This window comes from Stenotrophomonas sp. OVS01A, from assembly GCF_019969775.1.
In the GTDB taxonomy this organism is placed as follows: domain Bacteria; phylum Pseudomonadota; class Gammaproteobacteria; order Xanthomonadales; family Xanthomonadaceae; genus Stenotrophomonas; species Stenotrophomonas indicatrix.
In genome coordinates this window covers 1,199,484-1,226,334 of record NZ_JAHXYV010000001.1, presented here as the reverse complement: position 1 = coordinate 1,226,334, position 26,851 = coordinate 1,199,484, and the positions used below count along the sequence as shown (strand labels likewise).

The following is a 26,851-nucleotide window of genomic DNA, read 5'->3' as shown; positions in this document are numbered from 1 at the left end:
GACATCGCGCACGCGATTGCCGCTTTTCCTGTCGTGCCGGCCGCTGGCCGGCATTCCACCAGGCGTCCCTTGATCATCGGGTTGCCGGCCAGCGGCCGGCGCTACCGCACCTCTAACGATGGCGCTTTTCCAGCACGTCGCGGGCATCTTCCAGCGACAGCCCGCGCGCGCGCAGCAGCACCAGCAGGTGGTACAGCAGGTCCGACGCCTCGCCCAGCAAGGCCTCATCGTCCTGCGCCACCGCGGCCAGCGCCGTCTCCACGCCTTCCTCGCCCACCTTCTGCGCGATGCGGCGGATGCCGCCTTCGAACAGGGACGTCGTATAGCTGCCGGAGGGGCGCAGCGCCTCACGCACGGCGACCAGCTGGTCCAGGCCACCGAGGAAGTCCTTCGGTGCGCCGTCGAAGCAGCTTTCCGCACCGGTGTGGCAGGTCGGGCCTGCCGGGCGCGCCAGCACCAGCAGCGTATCGGCATCGCAATCGACGCTGATCGACTGCACCGCCAGCACATTGCCGGACTGCTCGCCCTTGGTCCAAAGACGCTGCTTGCTGCGGCTGAAGAAGGTCATGTGGCCGATGGCCAGCGTCGCTGCCAGCGACTCGGCGCTGACGTAACCCAGCATCAGCACCTGCAGGGTGTCGGCGTCCTGCACAACGGCCGGCAGCAGCCCATCGCCCTTGTCCCAGTCCAGCGTTTCCAGCGCCTGCGGCGACGGCCGCACATCAATAGACATCCCGCACCTCGATCTGCTGCTCGCGCAGGTAGCGCTTCAAGTCGGCAATGGCGATGGCGCCACTGTGGAATACGCTGGCCGCCAGCGCACCGTCAACGTCGGCCTGGTCAAAGGCCTGGGCGAAGTGCTCCATCGTACCCGCACCGCCCGATGCGATGAGGGGCACCTGGCACAGCGCACGTGCCTGGCGCAGCTGCTCGACGTCATAGCCGCGGCGCACGCCATCGCTGTCCATGCAGTTCAGCACGATCTCGCCGGCACCCCGGCGCTGCGCCTCGACGATCCAGTCCAGCGTGCGCAGCGGCACTGCCTGGGTTTTGTCCGGGTCGCCGCTGAAACGGCGCACGCGCCACTGGCCGTCGTCCTCGTGTACCGAGTCGACACCGACCACCACGCACTGCACGCCGAATTCTTCGGCCAGTTCGGTGATCAGTTCCGGGCGGCCCAGCGCGGGTGAGTTGATCGAGATCTTGTCCGCACCGGCGAACAGCACGCGACGCGCGGTCTCTACGCTGTCGATGCCGCCGGCCACGCAGAACGGGATATCGATCAGGCGCGCGATGCGCTCGATCCAGGCCACGTCCACCGACCGTGCCTCCGGGCTGGCGCCGATGTCATAGAACACCAGCTCGTCGGCGCCCTGGTCGCGATAGCGCTGCGCCAGTTCGGCGATGTCCCCCATGTCGACGTGATCGCGGAAACGCACGCCCTTGACCACGCGGCCATCGCGCACGTCCAGGCACGGAATGATGCGGCGGCTCAGCATGCCAGCGCCTCCGCCAGGTCCATGCGCTGTTCCAGCAATGCCTTGCCGAGGATCGCGCCGCCACAACCGGCGGCCTGTGCCGCAGCCACGTCGGCCACATCACGGATACCGCCTGACGCCTGTACCGCCACGCCCGGCAGCAACGCTGCGAGGTGCTGGTACAGGCTGATGTTGGGCCCGGCGAGCATGCCATCGCGGGCGATGTCGGTGCACAACAGGTGACGCATGCCGGCCTGTGCATAGCGCTCGGCCAGCGCATCCAGGGTCACCCCCGCGTTCTCGGTCCAGCCATGCACCGGCAGCTGCCATTGCCCTTGCGCGTCCTGCCGTGCATCGAGGGCGATGGTCAGCCGCTCCGGGCCGAACTCGCCCAGCCAGCCGATCACCTGCGCCGGCTCGCGCACCGCCAGTGAGCCGATCACCACGCGGCTGGCGCCGGCATCGAGGATGCGTGCCACGTCGTCACGGCCACGCACGCCGCCACCGGTCTGCACCTGTAGCGGGGTCTGCGCACGGATCGCGGCCAACAGCGGCGCCAACGTGTAGCCACCGGCACGTGCAGCATCCAGATCGACCAGGTGCATCCACTGTGCGCCCTGTGCGGCGAACGCCTGCGCACGCGGCAGCGGGTCGTCGCCATAGTGGGTTTCCTGCGCGTAGTCGCCCTGGCGCAGCCGCACGACGCGGCCGTCGCGGATATCCAGTGCGGGGTAGACGATGAAACTCATGCAGCGGTGCCCTCGAGGAAATTGCGCAGCATCAGCGAACCGGTATCGCCGGACCGCTCGGGATGGAACTGGGCGCCGAAGTAGCGGCCCTGCTCGACCACGGCGGTGAACAGGCCGCCGTGATCACAGGCGGCGACGGTATGGCTGTTCAGCGGCGCGGCATAGCTGTGCACGAAGTACGCGCTGGCGCGCTCGGGAACCCCCTGCAGCAGCAGCGACGGGCGCAGCGGCAGCAGCCGGTTCCAGCCCATGTGCGGCACGCGGATGCCACAGGCCGGCACCAGCTTGCGCACCACGCCGGGGATCAATCCCAGCGTATCCACGCCGGCCTCTTCGGAGCGGTCAAACAACAGCTGCATGCCCAGGCAGATGCCCATCAAGGGCACCTGCAGCTGGCGCAGCGGCTCGACCAAACCCTGCGCATGCAGGCGCTGCATGCCGGGGCCGGCCGCGCCGACGCCGGGCAGGATCACCCGTTGCGCGCCGGCCAGGCCTTCGGCATCGCGGACCAGCTTCACCGTCGCACCGAGCCGTTCCAATGCGTAGCGCACCGAACCCAGGTTGGCACCGCCGGCATCGATCAGCACGACCTCGCTCACAGCGCCCCCTTGGTGGTCGGCAAGGCGGTGCCCTGCCGCGCCAGTGCCGGCCGCAGTGCACGTGCCAGGGCCTTGAAGCAGGCTTCAACCTTGTGGTGGTCGTTGTCGCCACGCACCTGCAGGTTGAGGTTCAGCCCGCTGGCATCGCACAGCGAACGGAAGAAGTGCGGGACCAGCTCGGTCGGCATGTCGCCCACGCGCTCGCGCTTGAACTCGCCTTCAAACACGAAATACGGGCGGCCACTGAAATCCAGCGCAGCGCTGGCCAGGGTTTCATCCATCGGCAGGGTGAAGCCGTAACGGCCGATGCCGCGCTTGTCGCCCAGCGCCTCGCGCAGGGCCTGGCCCAGTGCAAGGCCGGTGTCTTCGATGGTGTGGTGCTCGTCGATGTGCAGGTCACCCTCGGCGCGGATGTCCAGGGCGAAACCGCCGTGCTTGCCGATCTGCTCCAGCATGTGGTCGAAGAACGGCAGGCCGGTGTGGATGTGCGCATCGCCGGCGCGGTCCAGATCCAGTTCGACGCGGATCTTCGTCTCCTTGGTATTGCGCTGGACCACCGCCGTGCGTGGTGCATCGGCCAGTGCGTGGGCGATGCCCGGCCAGTCCCACTCGCCGCCGAACTGTTCGGTGCGCAGCTGGAAACCACGGATGTTGAGGTTGTCGGCGAACTGCAGGTCGGTGATGCGGTCGCCCACCATGCCCGAGCGCGCCCAGTCGATGCTGCGGTCCTGCAGGTAGGCCGTCATCAGGCCGATGCCCGGCTTGCGCGTCGGCGCGTTGTCGTGCGGCCAGCTGCAGTCGACCAGCACGTCACGGAAAACGATGCCCTGGCTTTCGAAGATCTGCAGCATCAGGTCATTCGGGCCATCGAAGCTGGCGCGCGGGTAGCTCTCGCTGCCGAGGCCATCCTGGTTGGTGACGATCACGAACTGGTAGCCGGCATCGCGCAGCTTCAGCAGCGCCGGGATCACCTGCGGCACGAAACGCAGCTTCTCGTAGGCGTCGATCTGGAAATCCGCCGGCTCCTCGATGAGGGTGCCGTCGCGGTCGATGAACAGGATCGGCGTCATGCCGCGGCCCTCCGTGCCGACAGGGCCGCAAGCACGCGGTCGTTCTCTTCGGGGCTGCCGATGCTGATACGCAGTGCGTCACCCAGCTGCGGTGCGGCGCGCTGGTCGCGCACCACCACGCCGGCAGCGAGCAGCGCGTCGAACGCCGCCTGCGCATCGGCAAAGCGGACCAGCAGGTAGTTGCCGGCCGATGCGTATACCCGGCCGATGCCAGGCAGGCCCTGCAGGCGGTGGTGCAGGCGCTCGCGCTCGGTGATGACCGTGGCTACCCGCTCAGCGGTGCGCGCAAGCGCGGCCGGCTGCAGCGCCTGCACGGCCAGCTCGGCGCACGGCGTCGGCACCGGGTACGGCGCCTGGCATCGGCGCAGCACGGCAATCAGTTCCGGCGCGGCGATCAAGGTGCCGATACGCGCGGCGGCCAGTGCGTGCGCCTTGGACAACGTGCGCAGCACCGCCAGGTTGGCGTGCGCGGCAAGCAGCGTGGTCGCCGAAGCGCGCTGCGCGTACTCGACGTAGGCCTCGTCCACCACCACCAGCGCCTGCCCGCGCAGGGCAAGGGCCACGCGCTCGATCTCCGCCAGCGGGATATCGCTGCCGGCAGGATTGGACGGCGCGCACAGGAAAACGAGCTTGGCGCCCTGCCCCTTCGCAGCGGCAATAACCGCATCCAGGTCCGTGCGCAGGCCCTCACCATCGTCAATCAGCGGCACCTCGATCAACGGCGCACCCTGCAACCGCGCACAGACTGCGTACATGCCGAATACCGGCGGCGTCACCAGCACGCCATCGCGGCCCGGCACGCACAGGGCGCGGACCAGCAGATCGATCGCCTCGTCGCTGCCACGGCCTACCAGCAGCTGTTGCGGCTGCACGCCGTACAGCGACGCCAGCGCATCACACAGCGCAGCCGGCTGCGGCTCCGGGTAGCGGCGGCTGCCCCCGGCGGCGTCTGCCGGATTGGCCCACGCCGATTCGTTCGCGTTCAACCACACCTCGCCCTGCACAGCGCTGCTGCGCGCCGAACTGTAGCCGGCAAAGGCCTGCAGGTCCGGCCGTACAAGTGCCAGCACGCCGTCGATGTCCGCGCTCATGCGGCCACCTCCATGCGCAGTGCCACCGCACGTTCGTGCGCATCCAGCCCTTCGGCGCTGGCGATGATGCGCGCGCAGCCACCGATCGCGGCCAGGCCAGCGGCGGTCGCGCTCTGTACGCTGATCAGGTTCTGGAAGCTGGCCACGCTGACGCCACTGTAGGCGCGCGCGGCACCGGCGGTGGGCAGCACGTGGTTGGTGCCGCTGCAGTAGTCACCCAGTGCTTCCGGCGTGTAGTCGCCGAGGAACACCGAACCGGCTGCCTGCACCTGGTCCAGCCACGCGCGCGGTTCGCGCAGGGCCAGGATCAGGTGTTCGGGGGCGTAGCGGTTGCTGATCGCAAACGCATCGGCCAGCGATTCCACCTGGATCAACTGCGATGCCGACAGCGCCTGGCGGGCGATGTCCTGCCGCGGCAGCAGGGCCACCTGGCGCTCAACTTCGGCCTCGACGGCGGCCAGCATCGCCGCGTCATCGGTCAGCAGCAGCACCTGTGAATCCGGGCCGTGCTCGGCCTGCGACAGCAGGTCGGCGGCAACGAATGAAGGGTTGGCACCGGCATCGGCGATCACCAGCACTTCCGAGGGACCGGCCGGCATGTCGATGGCGGCGGCACCGTCCTGTGCCACCTGCTGCTTGGCTTCGGTGACGAAACTGTTGCCCGGCCCGAACAGCTTGTCGCTGGCCGGGATGCTTTCGGTGCCATAGGCCATCGCCGCGATCGCCTGCGCACCACCCAGCTTGAACACGCGTTGCACACCGGTCAGGCGCGCGGCCACCAGCACCGCAGGATCGGCCGTACCGTCGGCACGCGGCGGGGTGCACAGCACCACCTGTGGGCAACCGGCCAACTGCGCCGGCACGCCCAGCATCAGCGCGGTGGACGGCAGTGGCGCACTACCGGCCGGCACGTACAGGCCAACCCGGCCGATCGGCCGCAGCATGCGCTCGCAGACCACGCCCGGCGCGGTTTCCACCGTATAGCCCTGGCCCATGCCGGCCGCGTGGAAGCGGGTGATGCGTTCGGCCGCTTCCACCATGGCCTGGCGCAGCTCGGCCGGCACCACGGCATCGGCAGCTGCGAACTCGGCTGCGGAAACTTCGAAATCCTGCAGATCCACGCCATCGAAGCGCGCGGTGATCGCGCGCAGCGCGGCGTCGCCCTGCGTGCGCACCTGCGCGATCAGCGCGGCCACCGCATCACGGGTCTGCTGCGCCACGGTCTGCACCGGGCGGGTCAGCGCCGCGCTGCGTGCGGCCTCGTCAAGTTGCGACCAGATCAGACGATTCATGCCAGCGACCGCTCCACGCTCAGTACCATCAGGCCCTGGGCGCCGGCGCGCTCCAGTTCTTCCATGCGCTGCCAGGTCAATGGACCGGGGCACATGGTCTGCAGGCGCAATGCACCGCCATCGGCAGGCAAACGCACCAACGGTTCGGCATCGGCCAGCAGCTGCGACAACGCGTCGACGCGGTCCTCGCTGGCGCGGAACATCAGCAGTTTGCGGTCCTGCCGCTGCACCACACCGTCCAGGCGGCGCAGCAGCATGCTGCGCAGCGCGCCGCGCGCATCATCGGGAACGCGTACCGCACCGGCCAGCACGGCTTCGCTGTCGAGCAGGTTGTGCACCGGGGTGAGCTGGTTGGCACGCAGCGTGGCACCGCTGGAGACCAGGTCGCAGATCAGGTCGGCGGTGCCCAGGCGCGGCGCGATCTCCACCGAGCCGGACAGTTCCACCACCTGTGCATCCACGCCCTGCACGGCCAGCCACTGCTTGAGGATGGCCGGGTAGCTGGTGGCGATGCGGGTACCGGCCAGTTGTGCCGGCCCCTGCCATTGCCAGTCTTCCGGCACCGCCAGCATCAAGCGGCACTGGCCAAAGCCCAGCCCCCGCAATGCCTGGTAGGCATCGGCCAGGCCGATCTGGCGACGCGCGGCCGCCTGTTCGTCCAGTTCATTGCGGCCGACGATACCCAGGTCGCAGACGCCATCGGCGATCAGGCCGGGAATGTCGTCGTCGCGCACCAGCAACAGGTCCACCGGCAGCGATTCGCCGTAGCAGAACAACTTGTCGCGGCTCTCGCGCCAGCTCAGGCCACAGGCACTGAGCAGGTTGCGGGCGGGCTCGGCCAGCCGGCCACTCTTCTGGATGGCGATACGCAGCCGGTCTCGCGCCGGCGCTGCCTGGGTTGCACTCATGGGGGAGGTCTCGAAGTCTGGAACGGGGCGCGGATCAGCGCGAAGCAAGGCGGTCGACAGCGGCGGCATAGCCTCGATGGCCATGCTCGAGCGTGCGTGCCACCCGTCCGGTGGTGGTCACGCTGACGCCGGTGCGCTCGTGGATCTCGCGATAGGGCACGCCCTGCTGCAGCAGCGGCACCACCTTCCAGCGGTCGGCCATGGCTTCCAGCTCGGCCGGCGTGCACAGGTCACGCAGGAAGGCGACCACCTGCTCCGGCTCGCGCAGCGCGGCAAAGGCCTGGGCCAGGGATTCAAGGTCGGCTTGCGGGTCTTTGGCGGCAATGTCGGGGCGGGCTTTCACGGGCGGGGCTCTTGCATCAATGTAATAGCGTGTTAGTACATTAACGCATTCTTGCACGTCGCGTCAAAGGCACGGCCAGGTTCCGCCAGGCCCGTTCAGGCAGCGGAAACGAAAACGCCCACCGGGCGGTGGGCGTTCGGATGCGGCAATGGACAGGGCTTCGATCAGGGCAGGCAGCGGACCTCTGCCTGCAGCGCGCCGCGCCGCAGGCATTCACCGAACAGGCTGCCCTGCCGGCTGGGACGAGGCTGCAGGTTCTGCAGCGCTCCTGCCCGGCCCGGGCACGCCCGCTCGGCAAGGGCCTGCAGATCCTGCTCAAGCTGCGCTCGATCCATCACATGGCAGCGATCAGCCACCAGCTGGTAATTCGCAGGGCCGATCCGGGTGCTGCGTAACGCCGGATCGCTCTGGCATGCCGCCAGCAGGAACAGCATCAGTGTTCCTGCAGCGGCACGCGTCACGGCATGACCCGCGACTGCTCCAGTTCCACCTGCAGGGTGCTGGCCAGTTCATCACGGGAGACTTCGAACTGCTGCTCGCGCAGCAGGTCCTTCACCGCCACCACGCCGCGCGCCAGCTCGTCTTCGCCAGCCAGCACCACGAAACGGATACCGGCCTTGGCCGCGTACTGGAACTGCTTGCCGATCTTCTTCGGCTCCATCTGCACTTCGGTGTTGATGCCACCGGCGCGCAGGCGGCGGGCGATGTCCAGCGACTGCGGCATGCCCTGCTCGTCCATCAGCGCCACCAGCGCCTGCACGCTGCTGGCCTCGATGCCCTCGATCAGGCCAGCTTCGCGCAGCTGCCAGAACAGGCGCGACAGGCCGATGGAAATGCCCACGCCCGGCAGCTTGGACTTGCTGTAGTGGCTGGCCAGGTCTTCATAACGGCCACCGGAACAGATCGACCCGATCTGCGGGTGGTCGGTCAGCGTGGTCTCGTATACCGTGCCGGTGTAGTAATCCAGGCCACGTGCAATGGAGAAGTTCAGGCAGTACGCGCTTTCCGGCACGCCCAGTGCCTGCACCAGCTGCAGTACTTCGCGCAGCTCGGCCACGCCGGCACGCAGGATCTCCGAGGAACCCGCACCTTCTTCCAGCGCTGCCAGCTGTGCCAGCGCATCGGCATGACCCTGCGAACGCACGGCGACGAAGGCCAGGATCTTCTCGACCTGTTCGGCCGGAATGCCGAAGCCCTCGCCCACCAGCGTCTCGCGCACGTAGTCGGGGCCACGCTTGTCCAGCTTGTCCACTTCGCGCAGCACTGCCAGCTGGCGTTCGCCCTCGGCCACGCCCAGGCTTTCGAAGAAGCCGCGCAGCAGCTTGCGGTTGTTCAACTGGATGCTGAAGTCACCGATGCGCAGTTCGGCAAATACCGCATGGATGACCGCCAGCACTTCGGCGTCGTAACGCACGCTCAGGCTGTCCTTGCCGATCACGTCGATGTCGCACTGGTAGAACTCGCGGAAGCGGCCGCGCTGGGCGCGCTCGCCGCGGTACACGCGCTGCATCTGGTAACGGCGGAACGGGAAGGTCAGCTCGTGTTCGTGTTCGGCCACGTAACGCGCCAGCGGCACGGTCAGGTCGAAGCGCAGCGCCATCTCCGGCAGCGAACGATCGCCGGATTCAGCAGCGTTGGCCAGCGCGCCGGTGGACTGCACGAAATACACCTGGCGCTCGGTCTCGCCGCCGGACTTGGTCAGCAGCACATCGGACAGCTCGAACACCGGCGTCTCCACCGGCAGGAACCCGAAGCGCTCGTAGTTGCGGCGGATGACGTCCAGCATGCGCTGGAACGCAATCTGCTCGCGCGGCAGCAGTTCAAGGGTGCCGGGCGGGGTACGGGGCTTGATCACGGGCGGAGCTCCTGCGGAATCGGGGACGTGGGAGGGGGCGACATTCTAGCGCCCCGCATCGCTCAGCCGCAGATAAGGGGTCCAACGGCCGCTTGAAGTATCATAAAGCCCTCCCCCGCCCGCGATACGCCCACGCAACATGTCCCGGCCTTCCGGCGCTCCGCCCGCCACCAACGACCCCGCCGCGCCGTCCTGCGCCACGCTGGACTGCCTGCACTGCTCGGTACGCCACCTGGCGGTGTGCTCTGCGCTGTCGCCCGATGAGGTGCAGGCGCTGGAACAGGTGACCGTGTCGCAGCAGCTGGCGATGGGCAGCACTCTCGCCCGCAGCGGCGAAGAGCGCCAGCATGTCTATACATTGACCGGTGGCGCGCTGCGGCTGGTGCGCACGCTTGCCGATGGCCGTCGCCAGATCAATGGCTTCGTGCTGCCTGGCGATTACCTGGGCCTGAGCGGCAGCGACCACCATCGCTACGACATCGAGGCCATCGCCGACAGCCGCGTGTGCCGCGTTGCCCTGCCGCAGATGAAGGGCTTGCGCGCCCGCTATCCGCACCTGGAGCGCAAGCTGCTGCAGCGCGCCTGCCAGGAGCTGGACGCCGCACAGGATGCCGCGCTGGCGCTGGCACGCCTGCAACCGGCGGAAAAACTCGCTGATTTCCTGCTTCGCCTGGCCGCGCGCGAGGCCAAGCTGGGCGGAGATGGCCTGCGCGTCTCCCTGCCGATGGGCCGCGGCGACATCGCCGATCATCTGGGCCTGACGATGGAGACGGTCAGCCGCACCTTCACCAAGCTGCGCCAGCAGGGGTTGATCGCCCTGCCCCATCTGAACGTGGTTGAGATCCTCGACGAGGATGGCCTGCGCACGCTGGCCGGTGACGTGCAGGGCTGAGCGCCCGATCAGTATCGGCTTGCCGGCCAGCGGCCGGCACTACCCCGATCGATTGGTGACATCTGCGGTTGCCGGCCAGCGGCCGGCACTACCATGATGGATTGGTGACCTCTGCGATTGGCGGCCAGCGGCCGGCACTACCATGATCGATTGGTGACATCTGCGGTTGCCGGCCAGCGGCCGGCACTACCCGTGATGCGTGCTTCTGGTAGTGCCGGCCGCTGGCCGGCAACCACGCAGGCGCCTCCATCAACGCAACAACACCTCACGCAATGCCGCGTAGTCCGCCGCCAATGGCTCGGCATGCGCCGGACGCTGCAGCAATGCATCCAAGGCCGGCGGCACCGCCACTGCTTCGCCGATCAACGGTTCCACCACCGCCTCGAACTTCGCCGGGTGCGCGGTAGCAACCACCGCCCAGTCACCCTTGGCGCCACCGGCGCGCAGATCCTGCAGCACCTTCACCGCCGTGGCCGTGTGCGGACAGAACAGTTCACCGTCGCTGGCATGGGCGCTGGCGATGGTCGCGCGGATGGTCACGTCATCCACTGCGAACGCGCGGAACGCCGCCCGCAGCTCGGCATCGTCGCCCTGGTACAGCCAGCGCAGCCGCTCGAAGTTGCTGGGCGCGCCGACATCCATGGCGTTGGCCACGGTCGCAATGCTGGCCGCTGGCTGGTACGGGTCGCCACTGAAATAGCGCGGCAGCACCGCGTTGGCGTTGGTGGCCAGCACGATCTGCCCGATCGGGACGCCCAGCGCGCGCGCCAGCACTGCCGCCATCGCATTGCCGAGGTTGCCGGTCGGCACCACCAGGTTCAAGCGCCGCTGATGCTGCGCATGATGGCCCAGCGCTGCGTGCGCGTAATAGCTCATCTGCGGCAGCAGCCGGCCCAGGCTGATGCTGTTTGCGGAGCTCAGCGGCACCTGTGCCTGCAGATCGCGGTCGGCCAGCGCCTGCTTCACCATCGCCTGGCAGTCATCGAACGAACCGGCCACCCGCAGCGCCTGGATGTTGTCGCCAAAGCAGCCGAGCTGGTGCGCCTGTCGCGGCGACACCCGCCCATCGGGATACAGCACCACCACGCGTACACCGGGCTGCCGATGGAAGGCCGCCGCTACGGCTGCACCGGTGTCACCGGAGGTGGCCACGACGATGGTCAGATCGCGGCCCTTGCCGGTCTGCAGCCGCGACAGCACACCGGCGAGGAAGCGCGCGCCGATATCCTTGAACGCCGCCGTCGGCCCATGGAACAGCTCCAGCACATGGTCACCGCTGTTGCGCAGCGCGCGCAATGGCAAGGGGAAATCGAAGGCCTCACGGCAGATCGATGGCAAGGCCTCGGCCAGCACATCGCCCGCGAAGAACGGCGCCAGCAGGTCAGCGGCGGTATCGGCCAGGCTCGTACCGGCCTGCAGCGCGCGCGGCGCCGGCAGCACCTCCGGTACGTACAGGCCACCATCGGGGGCGAGACCGGCAGCGATGGCCGCACTGAGTCCAACGGCCGGCGACTGGCCGCGGGTCGAAACGAATTGCATGAGGTCGATATCCGGTAGGGAGGAAGGATTCAGCACAAGCAGGCTCCGGGTGCATCCAGCGGCGAGATCCAGGCATCACTGTCGAAGCCGGCAGCGGCAAACGCCGCACGCACCGGCTGCGCTGCCGCGCGCGCCTGGTCGGCATCTTCAAACCAGGCAAAGACGCTGGGCCCGGCGCCGGAAATGCCCGCGCCCATCGCGCCGGCGGCCAGTGCAGCATCGCGTGCCGCGTCGAAGCCCACGATCAGGCCCGCCCGCCGCGGTTCCACCAGCACATCGCGCAGGCCGGCGCGCACCAGCGAGGCATCGCTGCGATGGCAACCGCTCAACACCAGCGCCAGGTGGGCACTCTGCGCGACGAATTCGCCCAGCGCATAGCTGCCCTGCAGCGCCTGTCGTGCCCGCCGGGTCTCCAGCACCGCATGCGGATGCACCAGCAGGCTGTGCCAGCTGGCCGGTACCGGAATCGGCACCAGGCGATCAGCCGTGCACAGCGCCACGCCGCCCAGCAGCAGCGGGCCGACGTTGTCACCATGGCGGCCACCGCTGGCCACGGCTTCGCCATCCAGTGCGAACGGATACAGCGCCTCGCGCGGCAGCGGCATGTCCAGCAGTGCATTGGCTGCCACCAGCGCGGCCACGCAGGAGGCCGCCGAGCCGCCCATGCCGGAGCCGAACGGAATGCCCTTGTCGATCTCGATGGCGAAACCGAAGCCCAGCCCCAGCGCTGCACGCAGTGCGATCAGCGCGGCGCCGGCGGTATTGCCTGGTGCATCCAGCGGCAGTTCGACCGCACTGCCACGGATCGCATCGATGCGCACCAACGGTTCGTCGATGCGGCGCACGCTCACCGTATCGCCGATACCGGCGATGGCGTGGCCGAGGATGTCGAAGCCGACCGCCACGTTGGCCACCGATGCGGGTGCGAAAGCGCGTGCGATCACAGCCGCGCTCCTTCGCCGGCCGCCACCCGCAGCAGATCGGCGAACACGCCGGCAGCGGTGACTTCCGGGCCCGCGCCCGGGCCCTGCACCACCAGCGGGTTGTCGCAGTAGCGGCGGGTACGGAACTGCACCACGTTGTCGGTCAGCCGAAGGTTGGCGAACGCGTGGTCGGCCGGCAGCTCCTGCAACCCGACCGACGCGCCATCCGGCCCCAGCCGCGCGACATAGCGCAGCACCGCACCGCGCTGGCGGGCATCGTGCAGCCGGGCCAGCAGCGCCTCATCGGAGGCACCCAGGCGGGCCATGAAATCGTCCACGCTTCCTTCGCGCAGCAACGCCGGCACCAGGCTCTCCACCTGCACCTGCTCCAGGCTGAGCGCGTGACCGGCCTCGCGGGCCAGGATCACCAGCTTGCGCGCAACATCCACACCGGACAGGTCGTCGCGCGGATCCGGCTCGGTGTAGCCCATCGAGCGCGCCTGCGCGACCAGTGCCGAGAACGGCTGGCTGCCGTCAAAACGATTGAACAGCCAGGCCAGCGTGCCGGAGAAGATGCCTTCGATCGCCAACACTTCGTCTCCGGTATCCACCAGGTCACGCAGCGTGGTGATCACCGGCAGGCCGGCACCCACCGTGGCCTCGTAGCGGAAGCGCGCACCACTGGCCGCCGCCGCCGCGCGGATGCGCTGGTAGCGTGCCAGCGGACCGGCGCCAGCCTGCTTGTTCGGGGTCACCACATGGATGCCGGCGGCCAGCCAACCTTCATAGCGCTCGGCAACCTCTGCACTGCCACTGCAGTCGATCACCACCGCGTGCGGCAGATGCGCGGCCAGCAGGTGCTCGGTGAAGTGGTCCAGATCGCTGGCCTGGCCGGCGTCCTGCAGCGCCTGGCGCCAGTCTTCATGCAGGCCATCGGCCTCCAGGCGCATGCGCGAGCGTGACGCAAGCGCGCGCAGGCGCAGATCGACATTGGCCTTGGCCAGCAACTGCGGGCGCGCCGCCAGCAGCTGGTCCAGCAGCGCAGCGCCAACATTGCCCGGACCGATCACCCCCACCGCGAACGTCTGCGGCGACAGCCAGAACCCGGCATGCGCGGCACGCAGCGCGCGGGTCGCGTCGGCGCTTGCCACCGCCACCGAGATGTTGCGTTCGGAAGATCCCTGCGCGATCGCCAGGATGTTCACCTGCGCCCGGCCCAGCGATTCGAACAGCCGTGCGGCCACACCCGGCTGGCCCGCCATGCCATCGCCCACGGCGGCCAGCACGCTGACGCCCTCGCTGACCTGCACGCGCTGCACCTGGCCGGCGGCCAGCTCGTGCGAGAACGCCTGCACCACGGCATCGCGACCGCGCGCCGCTTCACCCGCACGGACAACGCAGCAGATGGAATGTTCGGAAGACCCCTGCGAAATCATCACTACCGAGACCTGTGCCTGGCGCAGCGCGGCGAACACCCGTTCGGCGGTACCCGGCACGCCGATCAGACCGGTGCCTTCCAGGTTCAGCAGGGCCAGATCCGTGCTCAGCGTCAGCCCTTTCACCGGGCCACGTGGCGAGCGCTCGGCGCTGATCCGCGTACCCGGATGGCTGGGCTGGAAGGTATTGCGGATGAAGATCGGCAGGCCCAGCCGGATCGCCGGTGACATCGTCTGCGGATGCACCACTTTCGCCCCGAAATAGGCCAGCTCACAGGCCTCGTCGTAGCTCAGCGCGTGCAGCTGCACGGCCTCCGGCACCAGCCGCGGGTCGGCCGACAGCACGCCGTCGACGTCGGTCCAGATATGCAGTTCATCGGCGGCGAACAGTGCGGCGAAGATCGCGCCGGAGTAGTCACTGCCGTTGCGGCCCAGCGTGGTGACGCGGTCCTGGCGGTCGCGGGCGACGAAACCGGTGGCGACCACGCGCGACTGCGGGTGCTGCAGCCGCCACGCGGCAAGGCGGCCGGCACTGGCATCCCAGTCGACATCCACGCCCAGTTCGCCGTGGCCGACCACCAGCACATCGCGTGCATCCAGCACCGCGCAGTCCTCGCCCAGCGCGCGCAGGTGGGTACCAAGCAACTGTGCGGAGAACACTTCGCCCAGGCCCTGCACGCGGTCGAGCACCTCGCGTGGCAGTTCGCCGATCACCGCCAGCGCGGCCAGCACCTCGGCCAACTGGTCGAAGCGTGCATCGATCCAGTCCACGGTATCGCCCACCTGCTCACCCAGCAGCGCTACCGCGGCACCCCGATGCCGCGCGCGCAGCGCATGCCACGCCTCCTGCCAACCGGCATCGCCCTGGGCTGCCAGGTGCGCCAGTTCAATCAGCGCATCGGTAACCCCCTTCATGGCCGAGACCACGCTGACCTGCAACGACTCGGGGCGGGCCAGCAGCAGGCCGGCGACATGGCGATAGCGCTCGGCGTCGGCCACCGAGGTGCCGCCGAACTTGTGCACGACAGTGGACGGCGCGGCCAGTGCGGACGCGGCAGGCGAATGGGCGGGAGCGATGGAAGACATGCAGACCTCGGTTGGAGGCCCCGTCGCATGCAGGTGGTCGAGTTTCCCCGTCACCTGGATGGTGCGGGGCCGTTGTTTTCGGGAGTTACACGAAGACGACGGGCCGCACCAGGGCAGTGGTGACGGTGGTGGTGGTAATGGTGGTGGTGATGGCGACCGGCGCAGTCGAACGGCCCGCGGTAGCGGGGGCGATCAGGCGGGCGTTGGCGGCATCAAGGACCATGTGCTACAGAAAACACCGCCGCGATGGTTGCTGTCAAGTGTTGCGGCGCAATATTTCTTTGCGGCGATCATCGGCCAACGTGCCGGCATTTGGTTGCAACTGAGACCAACAGGTGATCGTCGCCCTCAGTGCGTCGATTCAGCCGACATGTTCGGTGATTGCGCGCGGCGTGCGATGCGCATGCGCGCACAGCAGCACCCCGCCCACCAGCAGCACGATCGCCAGCAGTTCCAGCAGGCTGGGCCAGCGCCGCTGCCAGGCGAAGGCGTACAGCAGCGCGAACAGGGTCTCGAACACGATCATCTGCCCGGTCAGGGTCAGCGGCAGCAGGCGACTGGCCCGGTTCCAGAACGCATTGCCGAGGATCGAGGCGACCACCGCCACGCCGGCGCTGATGGCCCAGAACCCACCCCATTGCGCAGCCGTATGCGCCTGGTTGTGTCCACTGAACGCCATCGGCACCAGCAGCAGCGACAACCCGCCGGTGGTGACGCCGGTCAGCAGTGACCAGTCGTGGCTGGAAAGGTCGGGCCGCCGCGACAGCCAGCGGCTGTTGCCGATGGAATACAGCGCCCACGAGAACAACGCACCGAACGCGCACAGCAGGCCGATCAGGCGTTGCCGCCAAGGCGTGCCCAGATGCTCGGACATCAGCGCCTCCCAGCCGACCATCGCTACGCCGAGCACGCACAGCGCCAGCGCCGGCAGCAGCTGCTTCAACGGCACCGCACCCTGCTCGCGCACGCCCACCAGGGTGACCACGACCGGAATCAGGCCGACAATCAACGAAGCAGCGGCGCCACCGGCCCACTGCACCGCCGTGGCCAACAGCAGGAAGTACACCAGGTTGCCGGCCAGGCTGAGCCACAACAGGCCGATCCACTCAGCGCGACCGAGCATCGGCGCCAGCCGCTTCCAGCGCGGCAGCAGCAGGACCACGGCGATCAGGCCATAGACCAGATAGCGGCCGGCGGAAAGCTGCAGGGCATTGAACGTGCTCAACACGGCGGGCGCGAGGAAGACCACGCCCCACAGCGCACCGGCGGCGATGCCATTGGCGATGCCCAGGGCAATCGGGTTGTTGCGCATTGCAGGATCACAGCAAGAACGGGCCGCGCAGTGTAAGCGGCCCCTTGCCGGCCGGTCTTGACCGAGGCTACTGCCGGTTCGCTTCCGCAGCGTTGGGTGTGGCTCGCCGCCATGCCGCCGGCGTCTGCCCGCATTCGCGGCGCAGCGCACGGGTCAGTGCACTCTGCTCGGAATACCCTGCGGCCAGTGCGATATCGCTGATCGATGCCGGGCTGACCCGCAACTGGTGCTTGGCCCAGCGCAAGCGGCTGGCACTGAGCCACGCCTGCGGGCTGAGCCCGAACTCACGCCGGAACACCGCATGCAGGCGGCTTTCGCTGATGCCGACAAAGGCAGCCATGCGCGCTACCGACCATGCCTGCCCCGGTATCGCCTCGACCGCAGCGCACAGGCCCTGCAGGCGCGCACCACTACCGGCAGGCGCGAAGACCCGCAGCAGTTCCGGCAGCAGCGCTGGCACAGGCCGGCCCGTCTGCACCTGGGCAAGCCGCTGCCGCAGCGACAGCGGGAGATGCAGCCAGCGCTGCCGGCACAGGTGCTCCTGGGTCGCGTCATCGAGCACACCCGGCCCGCAGTCGACAATCACGAAACCGTTGGGACCTTCGGCCATCTGGTCGTGCGCTTCGCCGGCCGCCACGAATGCCCCCTGCAGCAGGTCAAGACGGCCGCCCCTGCCCTCCATCTCGAACTGCAGCTCACCCTGCAGCGGCAGCACCCACTGCGCATAGCCGTGGCGATCCAGGCCGGTGGCCTGACCGTAGTGCCGTAGATGGAAGATGGCGCCCATCCGAGCAGTCTGCGCGTGTAACACTTGCCGTGCAAACCGCTGCTATAGTCGGCCCGTCATCCAACGCAGGGAGTGCAGGACATGACTTACAGGCACGCATCCATGGTACTGGCCGCCAGCCTCGCGCTGGTGCTCACCGCCACGGCTTCGGCACAGGAACGCATGCCACCGGCCCCGCACTGCATGGACGCTGTCGGCGTCCAGGAAGTGGAGCAGGCATCACCGCGCTCGATCGCGCTGCGTGCCGCCTCCGGCCAAGCCTATCGCATCGACTTCGCCGAGGATTGCCCCGGCGTCCGCACAGCCACCACGTTGAAGCTGGAAGCACCCGCCGGCTGGGCCTGCGGTCGTCCCAGCGAGCGCGTTGTGGTCGATGGCCACAGCTGTGCCGTCAGTGCAGTCACCCCGGTCCAGGCCCGCGACTATGCCAGCGTGGCCCGCGACAGCGACAGCCTGCGCACGGCCACCCTGCCCGCCCTGACGATCCGCCAACGCAAGGACGTCCGTCGCGGCTTCGGCGGCTCGGCCTCGTACTGCTTCGCCACCCGCAATGTGCGCGGCTGGTCGTCCGACACGCAGGGCATGCTGGTGGAAACCAACCCGCTGCGTAGCGGCGGCCATCGCTTTTACCGTGTTGAACTGGGCAGCCACTGCCTCCAGCTCGACCGCTCACCGGAATTGAGCTTCCAATCCGGCATGCAGAACGGCCTGATCTGCGGCAACCCCGGCGACCGCGTGGTTACGGCCGATTTCGCCAGCTTCGACGAGCGCAGCGACGCGGTGGCGCCGCTGCCCCGCTTCACCCGCCGCGGCGCCTGCACGATCCAGGCGGTCTACCCGGCCTCCAGCCAGGCGTCGAACTAGCCGTCGACGCCGAGGAAGGTGAACGGTGCGCTGGGCACGAAATGGCCCAGTGCATCGCCGGCGAAGGTATTGCGCTGGTCACGGCCGAGATCGAGCTTGAGCACCTTTCCGCCGAAATCGACCTTGGTCAGGTCGACCCAGAAGGTGTTGGGCGTCAGTGCCGACTCGAAGAAATACAGGCGCCGCTTGTGGTCGGCGACCGTACGCCAGCGGGTGGACGAGATGTTGGGCTCGCCCGGCGTGGTGATGCCGAACGGTACCGACACGTTGCGGATCACGCTGAACACACTGGCCAGCGCCTCCACCGGATCTTCCGCTTTCGGAATCGCGTTGATGTAGAAGGAGGCCCGCGCGAAGCGGTCGGCCGAACGGTTGGTGCCCGGCAGCATCACCGTGCCACCGATCTGCTGCCAGTAGCTGTTCAATGCCAGCTGCTGGTCGAAGATCGGCGAATTGGTCATCACCTGGTAGCGCCGATCATGGTGGATCACCTGGCGCCCGCCGATGTATTCGACGATCGCGCTGTCACCCGTGGCGTCGGACAGCGACAGGTGCAGCGTCGCCTGGCGGTCCTCGCCCGGCACCTTGTCGGTGACGATCGAGTACGGTTCGCGCTGCAGCGCGGTCACCGCCTCTTCCACCGTCGCGAAATTATCCAGCACGTACTGCGCCCACAACGAGATGGACAGGCCGGGCTTGCCGCTGCGCTGGGCCGGGTACTCCGACTCGACCAGCCACAGCAGGTTGGCGACCAGGCCCTTCTCGTTCATGCCATCGGTGGTGGAAATGTCATAGCCGGTGGCCACCACGCTGCCGTAGCGTGCAGTCCAGGCGATCGACCCCGGCCCCGCCTTTCCGGTGCGCGCAATGCCACGCGGCAACACGTAGAGATTGGTGGCCACGTCCACTTTCCAGTCCATCGAGCGGGCGGTGATGACATCGCCGTTGTCGCCCAGATACACCGCGCGCGTGCAGGCTATCGCCGGCGTTGCCGCCGTCGCCAGTGCCGCCGCCAGCAACGCGCCGCCTTTCCATTTCATCCGTGCCATGTCGTCCTCCGTTCCCCGGGAAAGGTGATCTGAACCCCGCAACGGTGAGACGAACGTGAAGCCTCAGCGTAGCCAGCGATCATGCAGCCAGAAACCGGCAGCCATTGCTGGCACGAACCACAGGGCTTCGCGCGCGCCCACCGCCAACGCGGCCAGCGCGGGCCCTGGGCAATAGCCGACCCAGCCCCAGCCGACACCGAACAGCGCCGCACCCAGCAGCAACCGCGTGTCGACAGCCTGCGCCGCCGGCAGCTCGAAACGTTCGGCGCACCATGGCCGCTGCCGACGCCGCAGCCAGAATTGACCCAGTGCGCTGACCAGCAGCGCCGACGCCAGCACCCAGGCCAGCGTGGGATCGAAGTCGCCAGCCACATCGAGGAACCCCAGCACGCGACGCGGATCCGTCATGCCGGCCAGCGCGAGGCCGGCACCGAACAGGCCGCCGGCCACACCTGCCGCCCACAACCTGCGGCTCATGCCAGGCCTCCGCCGTGACGTAGCAGGAACGTGGTGAGCATCGCGCAGGCCATGAACACCAGCACCGCCACCAGCGATCGCCGCGATCCACGGGCGAGGCCACAGACACCGTGGCCGCTGGTGCAGCCGTTGCCCAGCCGCGTACCCAGGCCCACCAGGACACCGGCAGCGATCAATTGCCAGGCCGGCAGCGCGTCGCGCAGCAAGGCGCGTGGTGGTTGTCCTGCACCCGCCTGCCAACTCAACACCGCTGCCGCCGCCGACATCAGTCCGAGCAGGAAAGCCCAGCGCCAAACACGATCACCGCGCGGCGCGGCAGCGGCGCCAGCAGCGATACCGCTGATGCCCGCCACCCGACCGAGCGTGGCCAGCAGCAGCACCGCCGACGCACCGATCAGGCCGCCGCCTGCAATTGCCGCCCATGGCAGGTTCATGCCCTGCCCCTCTGCATCGCGCGCATCGGCTTGCCCTTCAATTTAGATTTCTCTAAATTAGACTTTCCTGAACTACCGGGTCAAGCCGTGCCCAGCATCACCACCGACAGTGCCGCGATGGCTACGCATGCCGCACAAGCGGCTGCCCTGCTGAAATCGCTGGCACACCCGGCGCGACTGCGCGTCTTGTGTCGTCTGGTGGAAGGAGAAGCACCGGTGCCGGAACTGCAGGCCCTGACTGGCCTGAGCGCATCGGCGCTGTCACAGCATCTGGCCGTGCTGCGCAATCTGGATGTGGTGGCAACGCGGCGGCAGGCACAGTCACTGCACTATCGGCTGCTGGAGGGTCCGGCGCTGGGGGTGCTGCAGGCATTGCACGCGGCGTACTGCGCCCCGCAGCGTTAGCGGTCAACCCGCGCTGAGTACCGGCCGCACGACCTCGGCCAACAGATCCACTGCCGTAAGCACGACGCTGTCACCGTTTACCGAGCGGGCGAATCCCGACCAGTCGCCTGCGGAAAGCTGACGCAGCAGCGCGGCGTCGACCGGCAGCCCGCGCATTGCCCAGTACGGAAACTGGCGCTGGCCCAGCCGGCCACGCGCCAGCTCGACGATGTCGACATGGCTGCCGGCCTGCAGGATGCGCTCATAGACCGAATCGATGCCATCAGGCGGGCCTTCGATGTACTGCAGGAAGCGTTCGCCGTCATGCAGCAGCACACCCGTCACCCCTGCCATCTTGTTGAAGCGCGAGGCATCCTCGACCAGCGTCTGCAGACGTGCGGCAGACAGATCCGGCTTGGCCTGGCTGACATAGGCGATGGCACGCAGTGGCATGGAGCTTCCTTTGCAAGAGTGGTGCCACGGTAGCAGTTGCGGACGGGCCCGTCTCAGTTCGCTCACGCGCCAGCTGAAGAATTCAGGAAACCGCCGGACTGCGCAAATCGGATCGACGAGGCAGCAGCGCCTCGAACACCACCTGCCCTGCCTCATTGCGCGCGCTCAACTGGCCACCATGCGCACGCACGAACTGGTCAACGATGTACAGCCCCAGCCCGAGCCCGTTGCTCTGGTGGAAGCTGGCCTTGAAGGGTTCGAACAGGCGCGGCAGCAACGCCTCATCGACATGGCCGGTGTTGCGTACGCGCAGCGCGACCACCCGTGCATCGCCACCATCGACCTGCACCTGCACCGTCGCGTCGGCGCCATGGGTGAGTGCGTTGCCGACCAGGTTGGCGACGATCTGCCCAAGGCGATCCATGTCGCCCTGCAGCGTCGAATCGCCACGGACGTCCAGCGCGATCCGATCGCTTCGATGGCCGGCACCGGCCTCGACCAGCACCGCACGCGTCACCTCGGCGAGGTCACAGACGCTGCTCTGCAGGCGCAGGCCACCGCTGCGGATCCGCGAGAAGTCCAGCAGCTGCTCGACCATGCGTGCCATCCGCAGCGTGCTGGCCTCCAGGTAGCTCAGTGTCTGCTGCGCACCGGCATTGTCGTCCGGCAGTTCCAGCGACAGCTTGTCGGCACACAGCAGGATGGCCGACAGCGGCGTGCGCAGGTCGTGGGTCAGCACCGCAGCCATGGTCTCGTTGAGCTTCAACGCGCGCTCCAGCGCTTCGTTGCGCGCCTTCAGCAGCTGCCGCTGCTGGTAGAGCTCGATGAACACATTGACCTTGCTGAGGATCACCTGCGGTGCAACCGGCTTGTGCAGGAAATCCACCGCGCCGGTCTCGTAGCCCTTGAACACCCGCAACGGATCATCCGGCGAGGCGGTCAGGAAGATGATCGGCACATCCCGGCTGCGCTGCGAGCCGCGCATCAGCTCGGCCAGCATGAAACCGTCGATCTCCGGCATGTGCACGTCCAGCAGCGCCAGCGCTACCTCATGCTCCAGCAGCAGCTCCAGCGCCTGCGCGCCAGAGTCCGCCAGCAACAGGTTGACGCCCTCGCGGCGCAGCAGCGCCTGCATGGCCACCAGGTTCTGCGGCACGTCGTCGACGATCAGCAGGTTGACCGGCGCCTGCGACTGGGCAGGGTCCGGCGGCAGCAGGTTCATGCAAACAACTCCTTCAGGCGGCGGCACATCAGTTCAAGGGGCAGCACGGCGTCGGCGCCGGCATGCTGCAGGGCAGAGGCCGGCATCATCGATGCCTCGGCCTCCTCGGGGCATTGCAACCAGGCCTGGCCGCCAGCGGCGCGCACGGCGGCCACGCCATCGCTGCCATCGCTGCTGGCACCGGTCAGCAGGATCGCCAGCACACCCGTGCCGAACGCGGCCGCAGCCGATTCGAACAGCGGATCGATGGCCGGCCGCGAGAACAGCACCGGTTCGTCCATCGACAATGCGATGGCCTGCGTGTCCTCCACCAGCAGGTGGTAGTCCGGCGGCGCGAACGTCACCGTTCCGGCCTGCAGGGGCTGCTTGTCCTCCGCTTCGCGCAGGGCCAACGTGCAGTACGGCGCCAGAACCTCGGCGATGCGGCTGGAACGGTCGCGCGGCAGGTGCAGCACCACCAGCACCGGCACCGGCAGCGTGGCCGGCAACGCACCCAGCACGATCTGCAGGGCGGCCACGCCACCGGCCGATGCGCCGATCACCACCACGTCAGGGTGGGACATCGCCGCCATCAGGCCACCTTCCGGTACAGGCGGTGCTCCCGCGAACAGGCTTCGAAGGCATCGTGATGGCGACCGAACTGCAGCGACTCCTTGCTGCCCAGGCCGAGGAAGCCGCGATGCACCAGGGCTTCGCGGAACAGGCCCACCGCCCGATCCTGCAGGTCGCGGTTGAAATAGATCAGCACGTTGCGGCACGAGACCAGGTGCACTTCCGAAAACACCGTGTCGGTGGCCAGGCTGTGGTCGGCAAACACCACGTTGCGGCGCAGCTGGCGGTCGAAGACCGCGCCGTCGTAAGCGGTGCTGTAATAGTCCGACAGTGACGCGGTGCCGCCGGCGGCAAGGTAGTTCCGGCTGAACTGGGCCAGGCGGTCGATGCCGTAGGCGCCGGCCTCAGCCGTGGCCAGTGCCGCGGGGTTGATGTCGGTGGCGTAGACGATGCTGCGCTCAAGCAGGCCTTCCTCGTGCAGCAGGATCGCCAGCGACCACACTTCCTCGCCGGTACTGCAGCCGGCCACCCACAGCTTCACCGAGGGGTAGGTGCGCAGCACCGGTACCACCTGTTCGCGCATCTGCCGGAAATACTCCGGGTCACGGAACATCTCCGAGACCTGCACGGTGAAGAACTGCATCGCCTGGGCGAACAGCTCCGGCTCGTGCAGCAGCCGATGCTGCAGGTCCGACAGGCGCTCGCACTCGTAGCGCTGCATGGCCTGGCTGACGCGACGGCGCAGGGAGGACACCGCATAGCTGCGGAAGTCGTAGTGGTAGCGCTGGTACAGCGCCTCCAGCAGCACCTTCAGCTCCAGGTCGAACAGCGCCTGCTCGTTCATTGCCGCGAGCACCAGACCCGGCACAGCGATACCAGCTTGTCCACGTCGATGGGCTTGGCGATGTAGTCGTTGGCACCGGCCTGCAGGCAGCGCTCACGGTCATCGGGCATGGCCTTGGCGGTCAGCGCGATGATCGGCAGGTCCTGCAGGTGGCGCTGCGCGCGGATCTCGCGCATCGCCTGCAGGCCATCCTTCTCCGGCATCATGATGTCCATCAGCACCAGGTCCACCTCGCGCTGGGCCAGGCGGTCGACGGCCTCCTGGCCATTGCGGGCGATCTCCAGCGTCACCCCCAGCGGCTCCAGCACGCTGGACAGCGCGAAGATGTTGCGCACGTCGTCCTCGGCCAGCAGCACGGTGCGTCCGTCGAGCACGGTGTCGCGGCGGCGCGCTTCGCGCAGCAGGCGCTGCTGGTCGCTGGGCAGGTTGGCCTCCACGCTGTGCAGGAACAGCGTCACCTCGTCGAGCAGGCGCTCGGGCGAGCGTGCACCCTTGATGATGATGCTCTTGGAGTAGCGGCGCAGGCGCTGCTCTTCTTCGCGGCTGAGGGCACGGCCGGTATAGACGATGACCGGCGGGAAGCCGACATCATCGTTGCCTGCCATGTGCTCGAGCAGGTCGTAGCCACTGCCGTCGGGCAGCGACAGGTCCATCACCATGCAGTCGAAGGTGACCGTGCTCAGCTGCTCCACCGCTGCGGCAAGCGTACCGACAGCAGCGATCTGCAGCTGATCGCGGCCCAGCAGCAGTTCCAGGTTGCGGCGCAGATCGTTGTCGTCCTCCACGATCAGCAGGCGCCGCACGTCGCGCTGGCTGGTCTGTTCAAGCTGTTCGATGGCAGCCACCAGGCGCTCGCGCGTGGTCGGCTTGATCGCAAAGCCGATCGCGCCCAGTTCGCGTGCCACCTGGCCGCGGTCCATGCCCGAGACCACATGCACCGGAATGTGCCGGGTGTCGGGGTTGCGCTTGAGCCGTTCGAGCACGGTCAGGCCCGAAACGTCGGGCAGGCCGATGTCCAGCAGGATGCCGTTGGGACGCAGGTCCGCCGCCAGCGCCAGCGCCTCTTCGGCCGTGGTGGCCACCACGCAGTCGAAATCAAGCTCGTGCGCCAGCGTCACCAGGGCTTCGGCGAAGACCGCATCGTCCTCCACGGCCAGGATCAAGCGTCCCGCATGGTGGCGGCGGCCACGGTCATCGGCCACCGCTGCCACCGGCGCGGCACTGGACCGCTGGGCAAGGGGGGCTGGTGCCACGGGGGTGGCGGGTACCGGCTGCACGGGCACCGGCGCTGCGGCGCCTGCGGCGGCCTCGGCTGCCGGCGCGCCCTGCAGCGGCAGTTCGAGAATGAAGCAGCTGCCGCGGCCCGGCTCGCTGTCCACCTGGATGTCACCGCCCATGCGCACCGCAAGGTCACGCGAAATCGACAGGCCCAGGCCGGTACCGCCGTAACGGCGACGGGTGCTTCCATCGGCCTGGCGGAACGCTTCGAAGATCAGCTGCAGCTGGTCGCGTGCAATGCCGATGCCGCTGTCGGCCACTTCGAATCGGATCCGGCCATTGCCGCCGCTGCGAACGTGCAGGCTCACCTTGCCGTGCTCGGTGAACTTGACCGCATTGGCCAGCAGGTTCTTCAGTATCTGCTGCAGGCGCTGGTTGTCGGCCACCAGCTGGCTGGGGGCCAGGCCATCGGACTCGATCTGCAGCGTCAGGCCCTTCTGCCGCGCCATCGGCTCGAAGGTTTCGCGCAGTCGCTGCAGCACGCTGTCGACCACCACCACTTCGTCGGCCAGTTCGACGTGCCCTGCTTCGATGCGCGACAGGTCCAGGATGTCGTTGATCAGCGCCAGCAGGTCGTTGTTCGACGACAGGATGGCGCGGGCGTACTTGACCTGCTCGTCGCTGAGCGAGCCGTCCTTGTTGTCGGCCAGCAGCTTGGCCAGGATCAGCGAACTGTTCAGCGGGGTGCGCAGCTCGTGCGACATGTTGGCCAGGAACTCGGACTTGTAGCGCGAGGTGGCCGCCAGTTCATTGCTGTTGCGCACCAGCTGCCCCTGCGCCACCAGCAGCGCCTGCTTCTGCGCCTCCAGCTCGTGGGTGCGCTCTTCCAGCTGCACATTGCTCTGTTCCAGCTCGGCCTGCTGCTGTTCCAGATGCGTCTGCGACTGCATCAGGCTGCGGCTCTGCTCTTCCAGTTCCTCGTTGGCCACGCGCAGTTCTTCCTGCTGTGCCTGCAGTTCTTCGCCTTGGCGCTGCGACTCCTCCAGCAGCACCATCAGCTGCCCGCGCAGCATCGAGGTACGCAGTGCCATGCCGATCGTTTCGGCGCAGCGCTCCAGCAGTTCGTCATCCAGTGCACGCTGTTCGCCAACCGCCGCCCGGCCCAGCTCGAGCACGCCCACGATCGCGCCGTCGCTGCTGACCGGGGCAAGGATCCGTTCACGCACAGGCACGCGCCCCAGGCTGGTCTGCAGCTCCAGCGGTGCCGCTTCATCCCCCTGCAGATGCCGCGCCCGCTGGTCGCGGGCCACCTGCCCTGCCACCCCTTCCTGCAGGCCCAACGTGGCCGGGATGCCGTTCGGCAACGCCAGCCCACCGGTCAACTGCAGGCGTCCGCCTTCCAGCCGGTAGAGCGCACCGACATCGGCACCCAGCTGGGTCGCCAGCGTCGACACCGCCGCTTCGGCGATCTGTTCCGGCCCGAGCTCACCGCGCAGGCTGAGCGCGACCGCGTTCTCCGCCTCCTGCAGCCACAGCGCACGCATCGCCTCGCGTCGCGCCTGGATGGCGCGCGAGGCGATGAGTGCGATCATCAGGAAAGCCGCGCCACCGATCGACCGGTTGACGAACGAGAAGGATGAGTTGTTGCTGGCCGGCGCCACGTTGTAGCCCACCGCCAGCAGCACGCAGGCGCTGACAGCCACCACGAACGGCACCCGGGCGCTGCGCTGGAACACAGTGACGCCGATGGCCATGAAATAGGCCAGCCACACGGCATAGCCCAGGGGTACCACCAGTTCCAGCGCGGCCGTAGCCGCCACCAGTACCGCCGACGTCATCCAGATCCAGCGGTCACGCGTAGTCGCACCAGGACGCATGCAGGTCGGTTCCAGTTTGGAAAAGGGGACTGATGTTACTCCTTGTCGCATTCAGCCGCATACGACCAATGGCACAGGCGTCGCATGCACGCCCTCTTCACACTCCACTGCCTACGT

Annotated in this window: 28 protein-coding genes; 3 read left to right on the top strand and 25 right to left on the bottom strand. The window is 68.1% G+C overall.

Annotated features, from left to right (window positions below; translation table 11 throughout):
* Positions 1–112 precede the first annotated feature (112 nt).
* The 11 genes from hisIE to hisS form a co-directional block, all read right to left on the bottom strand.
* The gene (hisIE, locus tag LC407_RS05955; protein ID WP_025874822.1) at positions 113–733 is read right to left on the bottom strand and encodes a bifunctional phosphoribosyl-AMP cyclohydrolase/phosphoribosyl-ATP diphosphatase HisIE; all 621 of its coding nucleotides are present in this window, start codon (positions 731–733) and stop codon (positions 113–115) included.
* Positions 723–1,499 (bottom strand): imidazole glycerol phosphate synthase subunit HisF, encoded by a 777-nt coding sequence (hisF, locus tag LC407_RS05950; protein WP_223482408.1) that lies wholly within the window; start codon positions 1,497–1,499, stop codon positions 723–725. The genes hisIE and hisF overlap by 11 nt, the downstream gene beginning before the upstream one ends.
* Positions 1,493–2,227: a 1-(5-phosphoribosyl)-5-[(5-phosphoribosylamino)methylideneamino]imidazole-4-carboxamide isomerase gene (gene hisA / locus LC407_RS05945; protein ID WP_134832459.1), complete on the bottom strand. Its 735-nt coding sequence runs from the start codon at positions 2,225–2,227 to the stop codon at positions 1,493–1,495. Before hisA ends, hisF begins: the two co-directional genes overlap by 7 nt.
* Positions 2,224–2,826, bottom strand: a complete 603-nt coding sequence (gene hisH, locus LC407_RS05940) for an imidazole glycerol phosphate synthase subunit HisH (protein ID WP_025874829.1) — start codon at positions 2,824–2,826, stop codon at positions 2,224–2,226. Before hisH ends, hisA begins: the two co-directional genes overlap by 4 nt.
* On the bottom strand, positions 2,823–3,896 hold the full coding sequence (gene hisB / locus LC407_RS05935) for a bifunctional histidinol-phosphatase/imidazoleglycerol-phosphate dehydratase HisB (RefSeq protein WP_025874831.1): 1,074 nt from the start codon (positions 3,894–3,896) through the stop codon (positions 2,823–2,825). Before hisB ends, hisH begins: the two co-directional genes overlap by 4 nt.
* Positions 3,893–4,987: a histidinol-phosphate transaminase gene (hisC, locus tag LC407_RS05930; protein ID WP_223482407.1), complete on the bottom strand. Its 1,095-nt coding sequence runs from the start codon at positions 4,985–4,987 to the stop codon at positions 3,893–3,895. Before hisC ends, hisB begins: the two co-directional genes overlap by 4 nt.
* Positions 4,984–6,279 (bottom strand): histidinol dehydrogenase, encoded by a 1,296-nt coding sequence (gene hisD / locus LC407_RS05925; RefSeq protein WP_223482406.1) that lies wholly within the window; start codon positions 6,277–6,279, stop codon positions 4,984–4,986. Before hisD ends, hisC begins: the two co-directional genes overlap by 4 nt.
* On the bottom strand, positions 6,276–7,187 hold the full coding sequence (gene hisG / locus LC407_RS05920; RefSeq protein ID WP_025874837.1) for an ATP phosphoribosyltransferase: 912 nt from the start codon (positions 7,185–7,187) through the stop codon (positions 6,276–6,278). The genes hisD and hisG overlap by 4 nt, the downstream gene beginning before the upstream one ends.
* 34 nt (positions 7,188–7,221) lie before the next feature.
* The gene (locus tag LC407_RS05915; RefSeq protein WP_223482405.1) at positions 7,222–7,530 is read right to left on the bottom strand and encodes a YerC/YecD family TrpR-related protein; all 309 of its coding nucleotides are present in this window, start codon (positions 7,528–7,530) and stop codon (positions 7,222–7,224) included.
* 164 nt (positions 7,531–7,694) lie between these two features.
* Complete coding sequence (locus tag LC407_RS05910) at positions 7,695–7,964, bottom strand: hypothetical protein (RefSeq protein ID WP_154880186.1); 270 nt, start codon at positions 7,962–7,964, stop codon at positions 7,695–7,697.
* 23 nt (positions 7,965–7,987) lie between these two features.
* Entirely contained in the window at positions 7,988–9,385 is a 1,398-nt protein-coding gene (gene hisS, locus LC407_RS05905) for a histidine--tRNA ligase (RefSeq protein ID WP_223482404.1), read from the bottom strand.
* 139 nt (positions 9,386–9,524) lie between these two features.
* On the opposite strand from hisS, the gene LC407_RS05900 reads away from it, so the two are divergent.
* A complete protein-coding gene (locus tag LC407_RS05900) occupies positions 9,525–10,277 on the top strand; it encodes a helix-turn-helix domain-containing protein (RefSeq protein ID WP_033830968.1) in 753 nt (250 codons plus the stop codon).
* Positions 10,278–10,526: 249 nt separating this feature from the next.
* Here LC407_RS05900 and thrC read toward each other — a convergent pair whose 3' ends face one another.
* From thrC to LC407_RS05870, 6 genes are all read right to left on the bottom strand, one after another.
* Positions 10,527–11,816: a threonine synthase gene (thrC, locus tag LC407_RS05895; RefSeq protein ID WP_223482403.1), complete on the bottom strand. Its 1,290-nt coding sequence runs from the start codon at positions 11,814–11,816 to the stop codon at positions 10,527–10,529.
* Between the two features lie 29 nt (positions 11,817–11,845).
* On the bottom strand, positions 11,846–12,760 hold the full coding sequence (locus LC407_RS05890) for a homoserine kinase (RefSeq protein ID WP_223482402.1): 915 nt from the start codon (positions 12,758–12,760) through the stop codon (positions 11,846–11,848).
* A complete protein-coding gene (gene thrA / locus LC407_RS05885) occupies positions 12,757–15,261 on the bottom strand; it encodes a bifunctional aspartate kinase/homoserine dehydrogenase I (protein WP_080148954.1) in 2,505 nt (834 codons plus the stop codon). The genes LC407_RS05890 and thrA overlap by 4 nt, the downstream gene beginning before the upstream one ends.
* Positions 15,262–15,346: 85 nt before the next feature.
* The gene (locus LC407_RS05880) at positions 15,347–15,484 is read right to left on the bottom strand and encodes a hypothetical protein (RefSeq protein ID WP_164745120.1); all 138 of its coding nucleotides are present in this window, start codon (positions 15,482–15,484) and stop codon (positions 15,347–15,349) included.
* A 138-nt stretch (positions 15,485–15,622) separates the two neighbouring features.
* Positions 15,623–16,573 (bottom strand): DMT family transporter, encoded by a 951-nt coding sequence (locus LC407_RS05875; RefSeq protein ID WP_088100681.1) that lies wholly within the window; start codon positions 16,571–16,573, stop codon positions 15,623–15,625.
* A 67-nt stretch (positions 16,574–16,640) separates the two neighbouring features.
* Positions 16,641–17,360, bottom strand: coding sequence for an AraC family transcriptional regulator (locus LC407_RS05870; RefSeq protein WP_223482401.1), 720 nt, complete (start codon positions 17,358–17,360; stop codon positions 16,641–16,643).
* Between the two features lie 81 nt (positions 17,361–17,441).
* Between LC407_RS05870 and LC407_RS05865 the strand changes: the two genes are divergently transcribed.
* Positions 17,442–18,224 (top strand): DUF6491 family protein, encoded by a 783-nt coding sequence (locus LC407_RS05865; RefSeq protein ID WP_223482400.1) that lies wholly within the window; start codon positions 17,442–17,444, stop codon positions 18,222–18,224.
* On the opposite strand, the gene LC407_RS05860 is transcribed toward LC407_RS05865, so the two are convergent.
* The 3 genes from LC407_RS05860 to LC407_RS05850 all read right to left on the bottom strand — a co-directional run bounded on the left by LC407_RS05860 (position 18,221) and on the right by LC407_RS05850 (position 20,184).
* Entirely contained in the window at positions 18,221–19,273 is a 1,053-nt protein-coding gene (locus LC407_RS05860) for a linear amide C-N hydrolase (RefSeq protein WP_223482399.1), read from the bottom strand. The two genes, LC407_RS05865 and LC407_RS05860, sit on opposite strands and share 4 nt — an antisense overlap.
* A 63-nt stretch (positions 19,274–19,336) precedes the next feature.
* Positions 19,337–19,750, bottom strand: coding sequence for a DUF6691 family protein (locus tag LC407_RS05855; protein WP_025874860.1), 414 nt, complete (start codon positions 19,748–19,750; stop codon positions 19,337–19,339).
* Positions 19,747–20,184: a YeeE/YedE family protein gene (locus LC407_RS05850; RefSeq protein ID WP_140227064.1), complete on the bottom strand. Its 438-nt coding sequence runs from the start codon at positions 20,182–20,184 to the stop codon at positions 19,747–19,749. Before LC407_RS05850 ends, LC407_RS05855 begins: the two co-directional genes overlap by 4 nt.
* A 117-nt stretch (positions 20,185–20,301) precedes the next feature.
* Between LC407_RS05850 and LC407_RS05845 the strand changes: the two genes are divergently transcribed.
* Positions 20,302–20,589 carry a metalloregulator ArsR/SmtB family transcription factor gene (locus LC407_RS05845; RefSeq protein WP_223482681.1) on the top strand — a complete coding sequence of 96 codons (288 nt, stop codon included), beginning with the start codon at positions 20,302–20,304 and terminating at the stop codon, positions 20,587–20,589.
* A gap of 3 nt (positions 20,590–20,592) precedes the next feature.
* Here LC407_RS05845 and LC407_RS05840 read toward each other — a convergent pair whose 3' ends face one another.
* The 5 genes from LC407_RS05840 to LC407_RS05820 form a co-directional block, all read right to left on the bottom strand.
* A complete protein-coding gene (locus tag LC407_RS05840) occupies positions 20,593–21,021 on the bottom strand; it encodes a BLUF domain-containing protein (protein ID WP_025874866.1) in 429 nt (142 codons plus the stop codon).
* Positions 21,022–21,103: 82 nt separating this feature from the next.
* The gene (locus LC407_RS05835) at positions 21,104–22,243 is read right to left on the bottom strand and encodes a hybrid sensor histidine kinase/response regulator (protein ID WP_223482398.1); all 1,140 of its coding nucleotides are present in this window, start codon (positions 22,241–22,243) and stop codon (positions 21,104–21,106) included.
* Positions 22,240–22,815, bottom strand: a complete 576-nt coding sequence (locus LC407_RS05830; protein ID WP_033830960.1) for a chemotaxis protein CheB — start codon at positions 22,813–22,815, stop codon at positions 22,240–22,242. Before LC407_RS05830 ends, LC407_RS05835 begins: the two co-directional genes overlap by 4 nt.
* Positions 22,815–23,639, bottom strand: coding sequence for a CheR family methyltransferase (locus tag LC407_RS05825; RefSeq protein WP_032951761.1), 825 nt, complete (start codon positions 23,637–23,639; stop codon positions 22,815–22,817). Before LC407_RS05825 ends, LC407_RS05830 begins: the two co-directional genes overlap by 1 nt.
* The gene (locus LC407_RS05820; RefSeq protein ID WP_223482397.1) at positions 23,636–26,734 is read right to left on the bottom strand and encodes a response regulator; all 3,099 of its coding nucleotides are present in this window, start codon (positions 26,732–26,734) and stop codon (positions 23,636–23,638) included. The genes LC407_RS05825 and LC407_RS05820 overlap by 4 nt, the downstream gene beginning before the upstream one ends.
* Positions 26,735–26,851: the final 117 nt, after the last annotated feature.

Bases quoted from the DNA above. Each gene is read 5' to 3' on its own strand.
- hisIE (WP_025874822.1), bottom strand. From the start codon at position 733: ATGTCTATTGATGTGCGGCCGTCGCCGCAGGCGCTGGAAACGCTGGAC.
- hisF (WP_223482408.1), bottom strand. From the start codon at position 1,499: ATGCTGAGCCGCCGCATCATTCCGTGCCTGGACGTGCGCGATGGCCGC.
- hisA (WP_134832459.1), bottom strand. From the start codon at position 2,227: ATGAGTTTCATCGTCTACCCCGCACTGGATATCCGCGACGGCCGCGTC.
- hisB (WP_025874831.1), bottom strand. From the start codon at position 3,896: ATGACGCCGATCCTGTTCATCGACCGCGACGGCACCCTCATCGAGGAG.
- hisC (WP_223482407.1), bottom strand. From the start codon at position 4,987: ATGAGCGCGGACATCGACGGCGTGCTGGCACTTGTACGGCCGGACCTG.
- hisD (WP_223482406.1), bottom strand. From the start codon at position 6,279: ATGAATCGTCTGATCTGGTCGCAACTTGACGAGGCCGCACGCAGCGCG.
- hisG (WP_025874837.1), bottom strand. From the start codon at position 7,187: ATGAGTGCAACCCAGGCAGCGCCGGCGCGAGACCGGCTGCGTATCGCC.
- LC407_RS05910 (WP_154880186.1), bottom strand. From the start codon at position 7,964: ATGCTGTTCCTGCTGGCGGCATGCCAGAGCGATCCGGCGTTACGCAGC.
- LC407_RS05900 (WP_033830968.1), top strand. From the start codon at position 9,525: ATGTCCCGGCCTTCCGGCGCTCCGCCCGCCACCAACGACCCCGCCGCG.
- thrC (WP_223482403.1), bottom strand. From the start codon at position 11,816: ATGCAATTCGTTTCGACCCGCGGCCAGTCGCCGGCCGTTGGACTCAGT.
- thrA (WP_080148954.1), bottom strand. From the start codon at position 15,261: ATGTCTTCCATCGCTCCCGCCCATTCGCCTGCCGCGTCCGCACTGGCC.
- LC407_RS05880 (WP_164745120.1), bottom strand. From the start codon at position 15,484: ATGGTCCTTGATGCCGCCAACGCCCGCCTGATCGCCCCCGCTACCGCG.
- LC407_RS05875 (WP_088100681.1), bottom strand. From the start codon at position 16,573: ATGCGCAACAACCCGATTGCCCTGGGCATCGCCAATGGCATCGCCGCC.
- LC407_RS05870 (WP_223482401.1), bottom strand. From the start codon at position 17,360: ATGGGCGCCATCTTCCATCTACGGCACTACGGTCAGGCCACCGGCCTG.
- LC407_RS05865 (WP_223482400.1), top strand. From the start codon at position 17,442: ATGACTTACAGGCACGCATCCATGGTACTGGCCGCCAGCCTCGCGCTG.
- LC407_RS05860 (WP_223482399.1), bottom strand. From the start codon at position 19,273: ATGGCACGGATGAAATGGAAAGGCGGCGCGTTGCTGGCGGCGGCACTG.
- LC407_RS05855 (WP_025874860.1), bottom strand. From the start codon at position 19,750: ATGAGCCGCAGGTTGTGGGCGGCAGGTGTGGCCGGCGGCCTGTTCGGT.
- LC407_RS05850 (WP_140227064.1), bottom strand. From the start codon at position 20,184: ATGAACCTGCCATGGGCGGCAATTGCAGGCGGCGGCCTGATCGGTGCG.
- LC407_RS05845 (WP_223482681.1), top strand. From the start codon at position 20,302: ATGGCTACGCATGCCGCACAAGCGGCTGCCCTGCTGAAATCGCTGGCA.
- LC407_RS05840 (WP_025874866.1), bottom strand. From the start codon at position 21,021: ATGCCACTGCGTGCCATCGCCTATGTCAGCCAGGCCAAGCCGGATCTG.
- LC407_RS05835 (WP_223482398.1), bottom strand. From the start codon at position 22,243: ATGAACCTGCTGCCGCCGGACCCTGCCCAGTCGCAGGCGCCGGTCAAC.
- LC407_RS05830 (WP_033830960.1), bottom strand. From the start codon at position 22,815: ATGGCGGCGATGTCCCACCCTGACGTGGTGGTGATCGGCGCATCGGCC.
- LC407_RS05825 (WP_032951761.1), bottom strand. From the start codon at position 23,639: ATGAACGAGCAGGCGCTGTTCGACCTGGAGCTGAAGGTGCTGCTGGAG.
- LC407_RS05820 (WP_223482397.1), bottom strand. From the start codon at position 26,734: ATGCGTCCTGGTGCGACTACGCGTGACCGCTGGATCTGGATGACGTCG.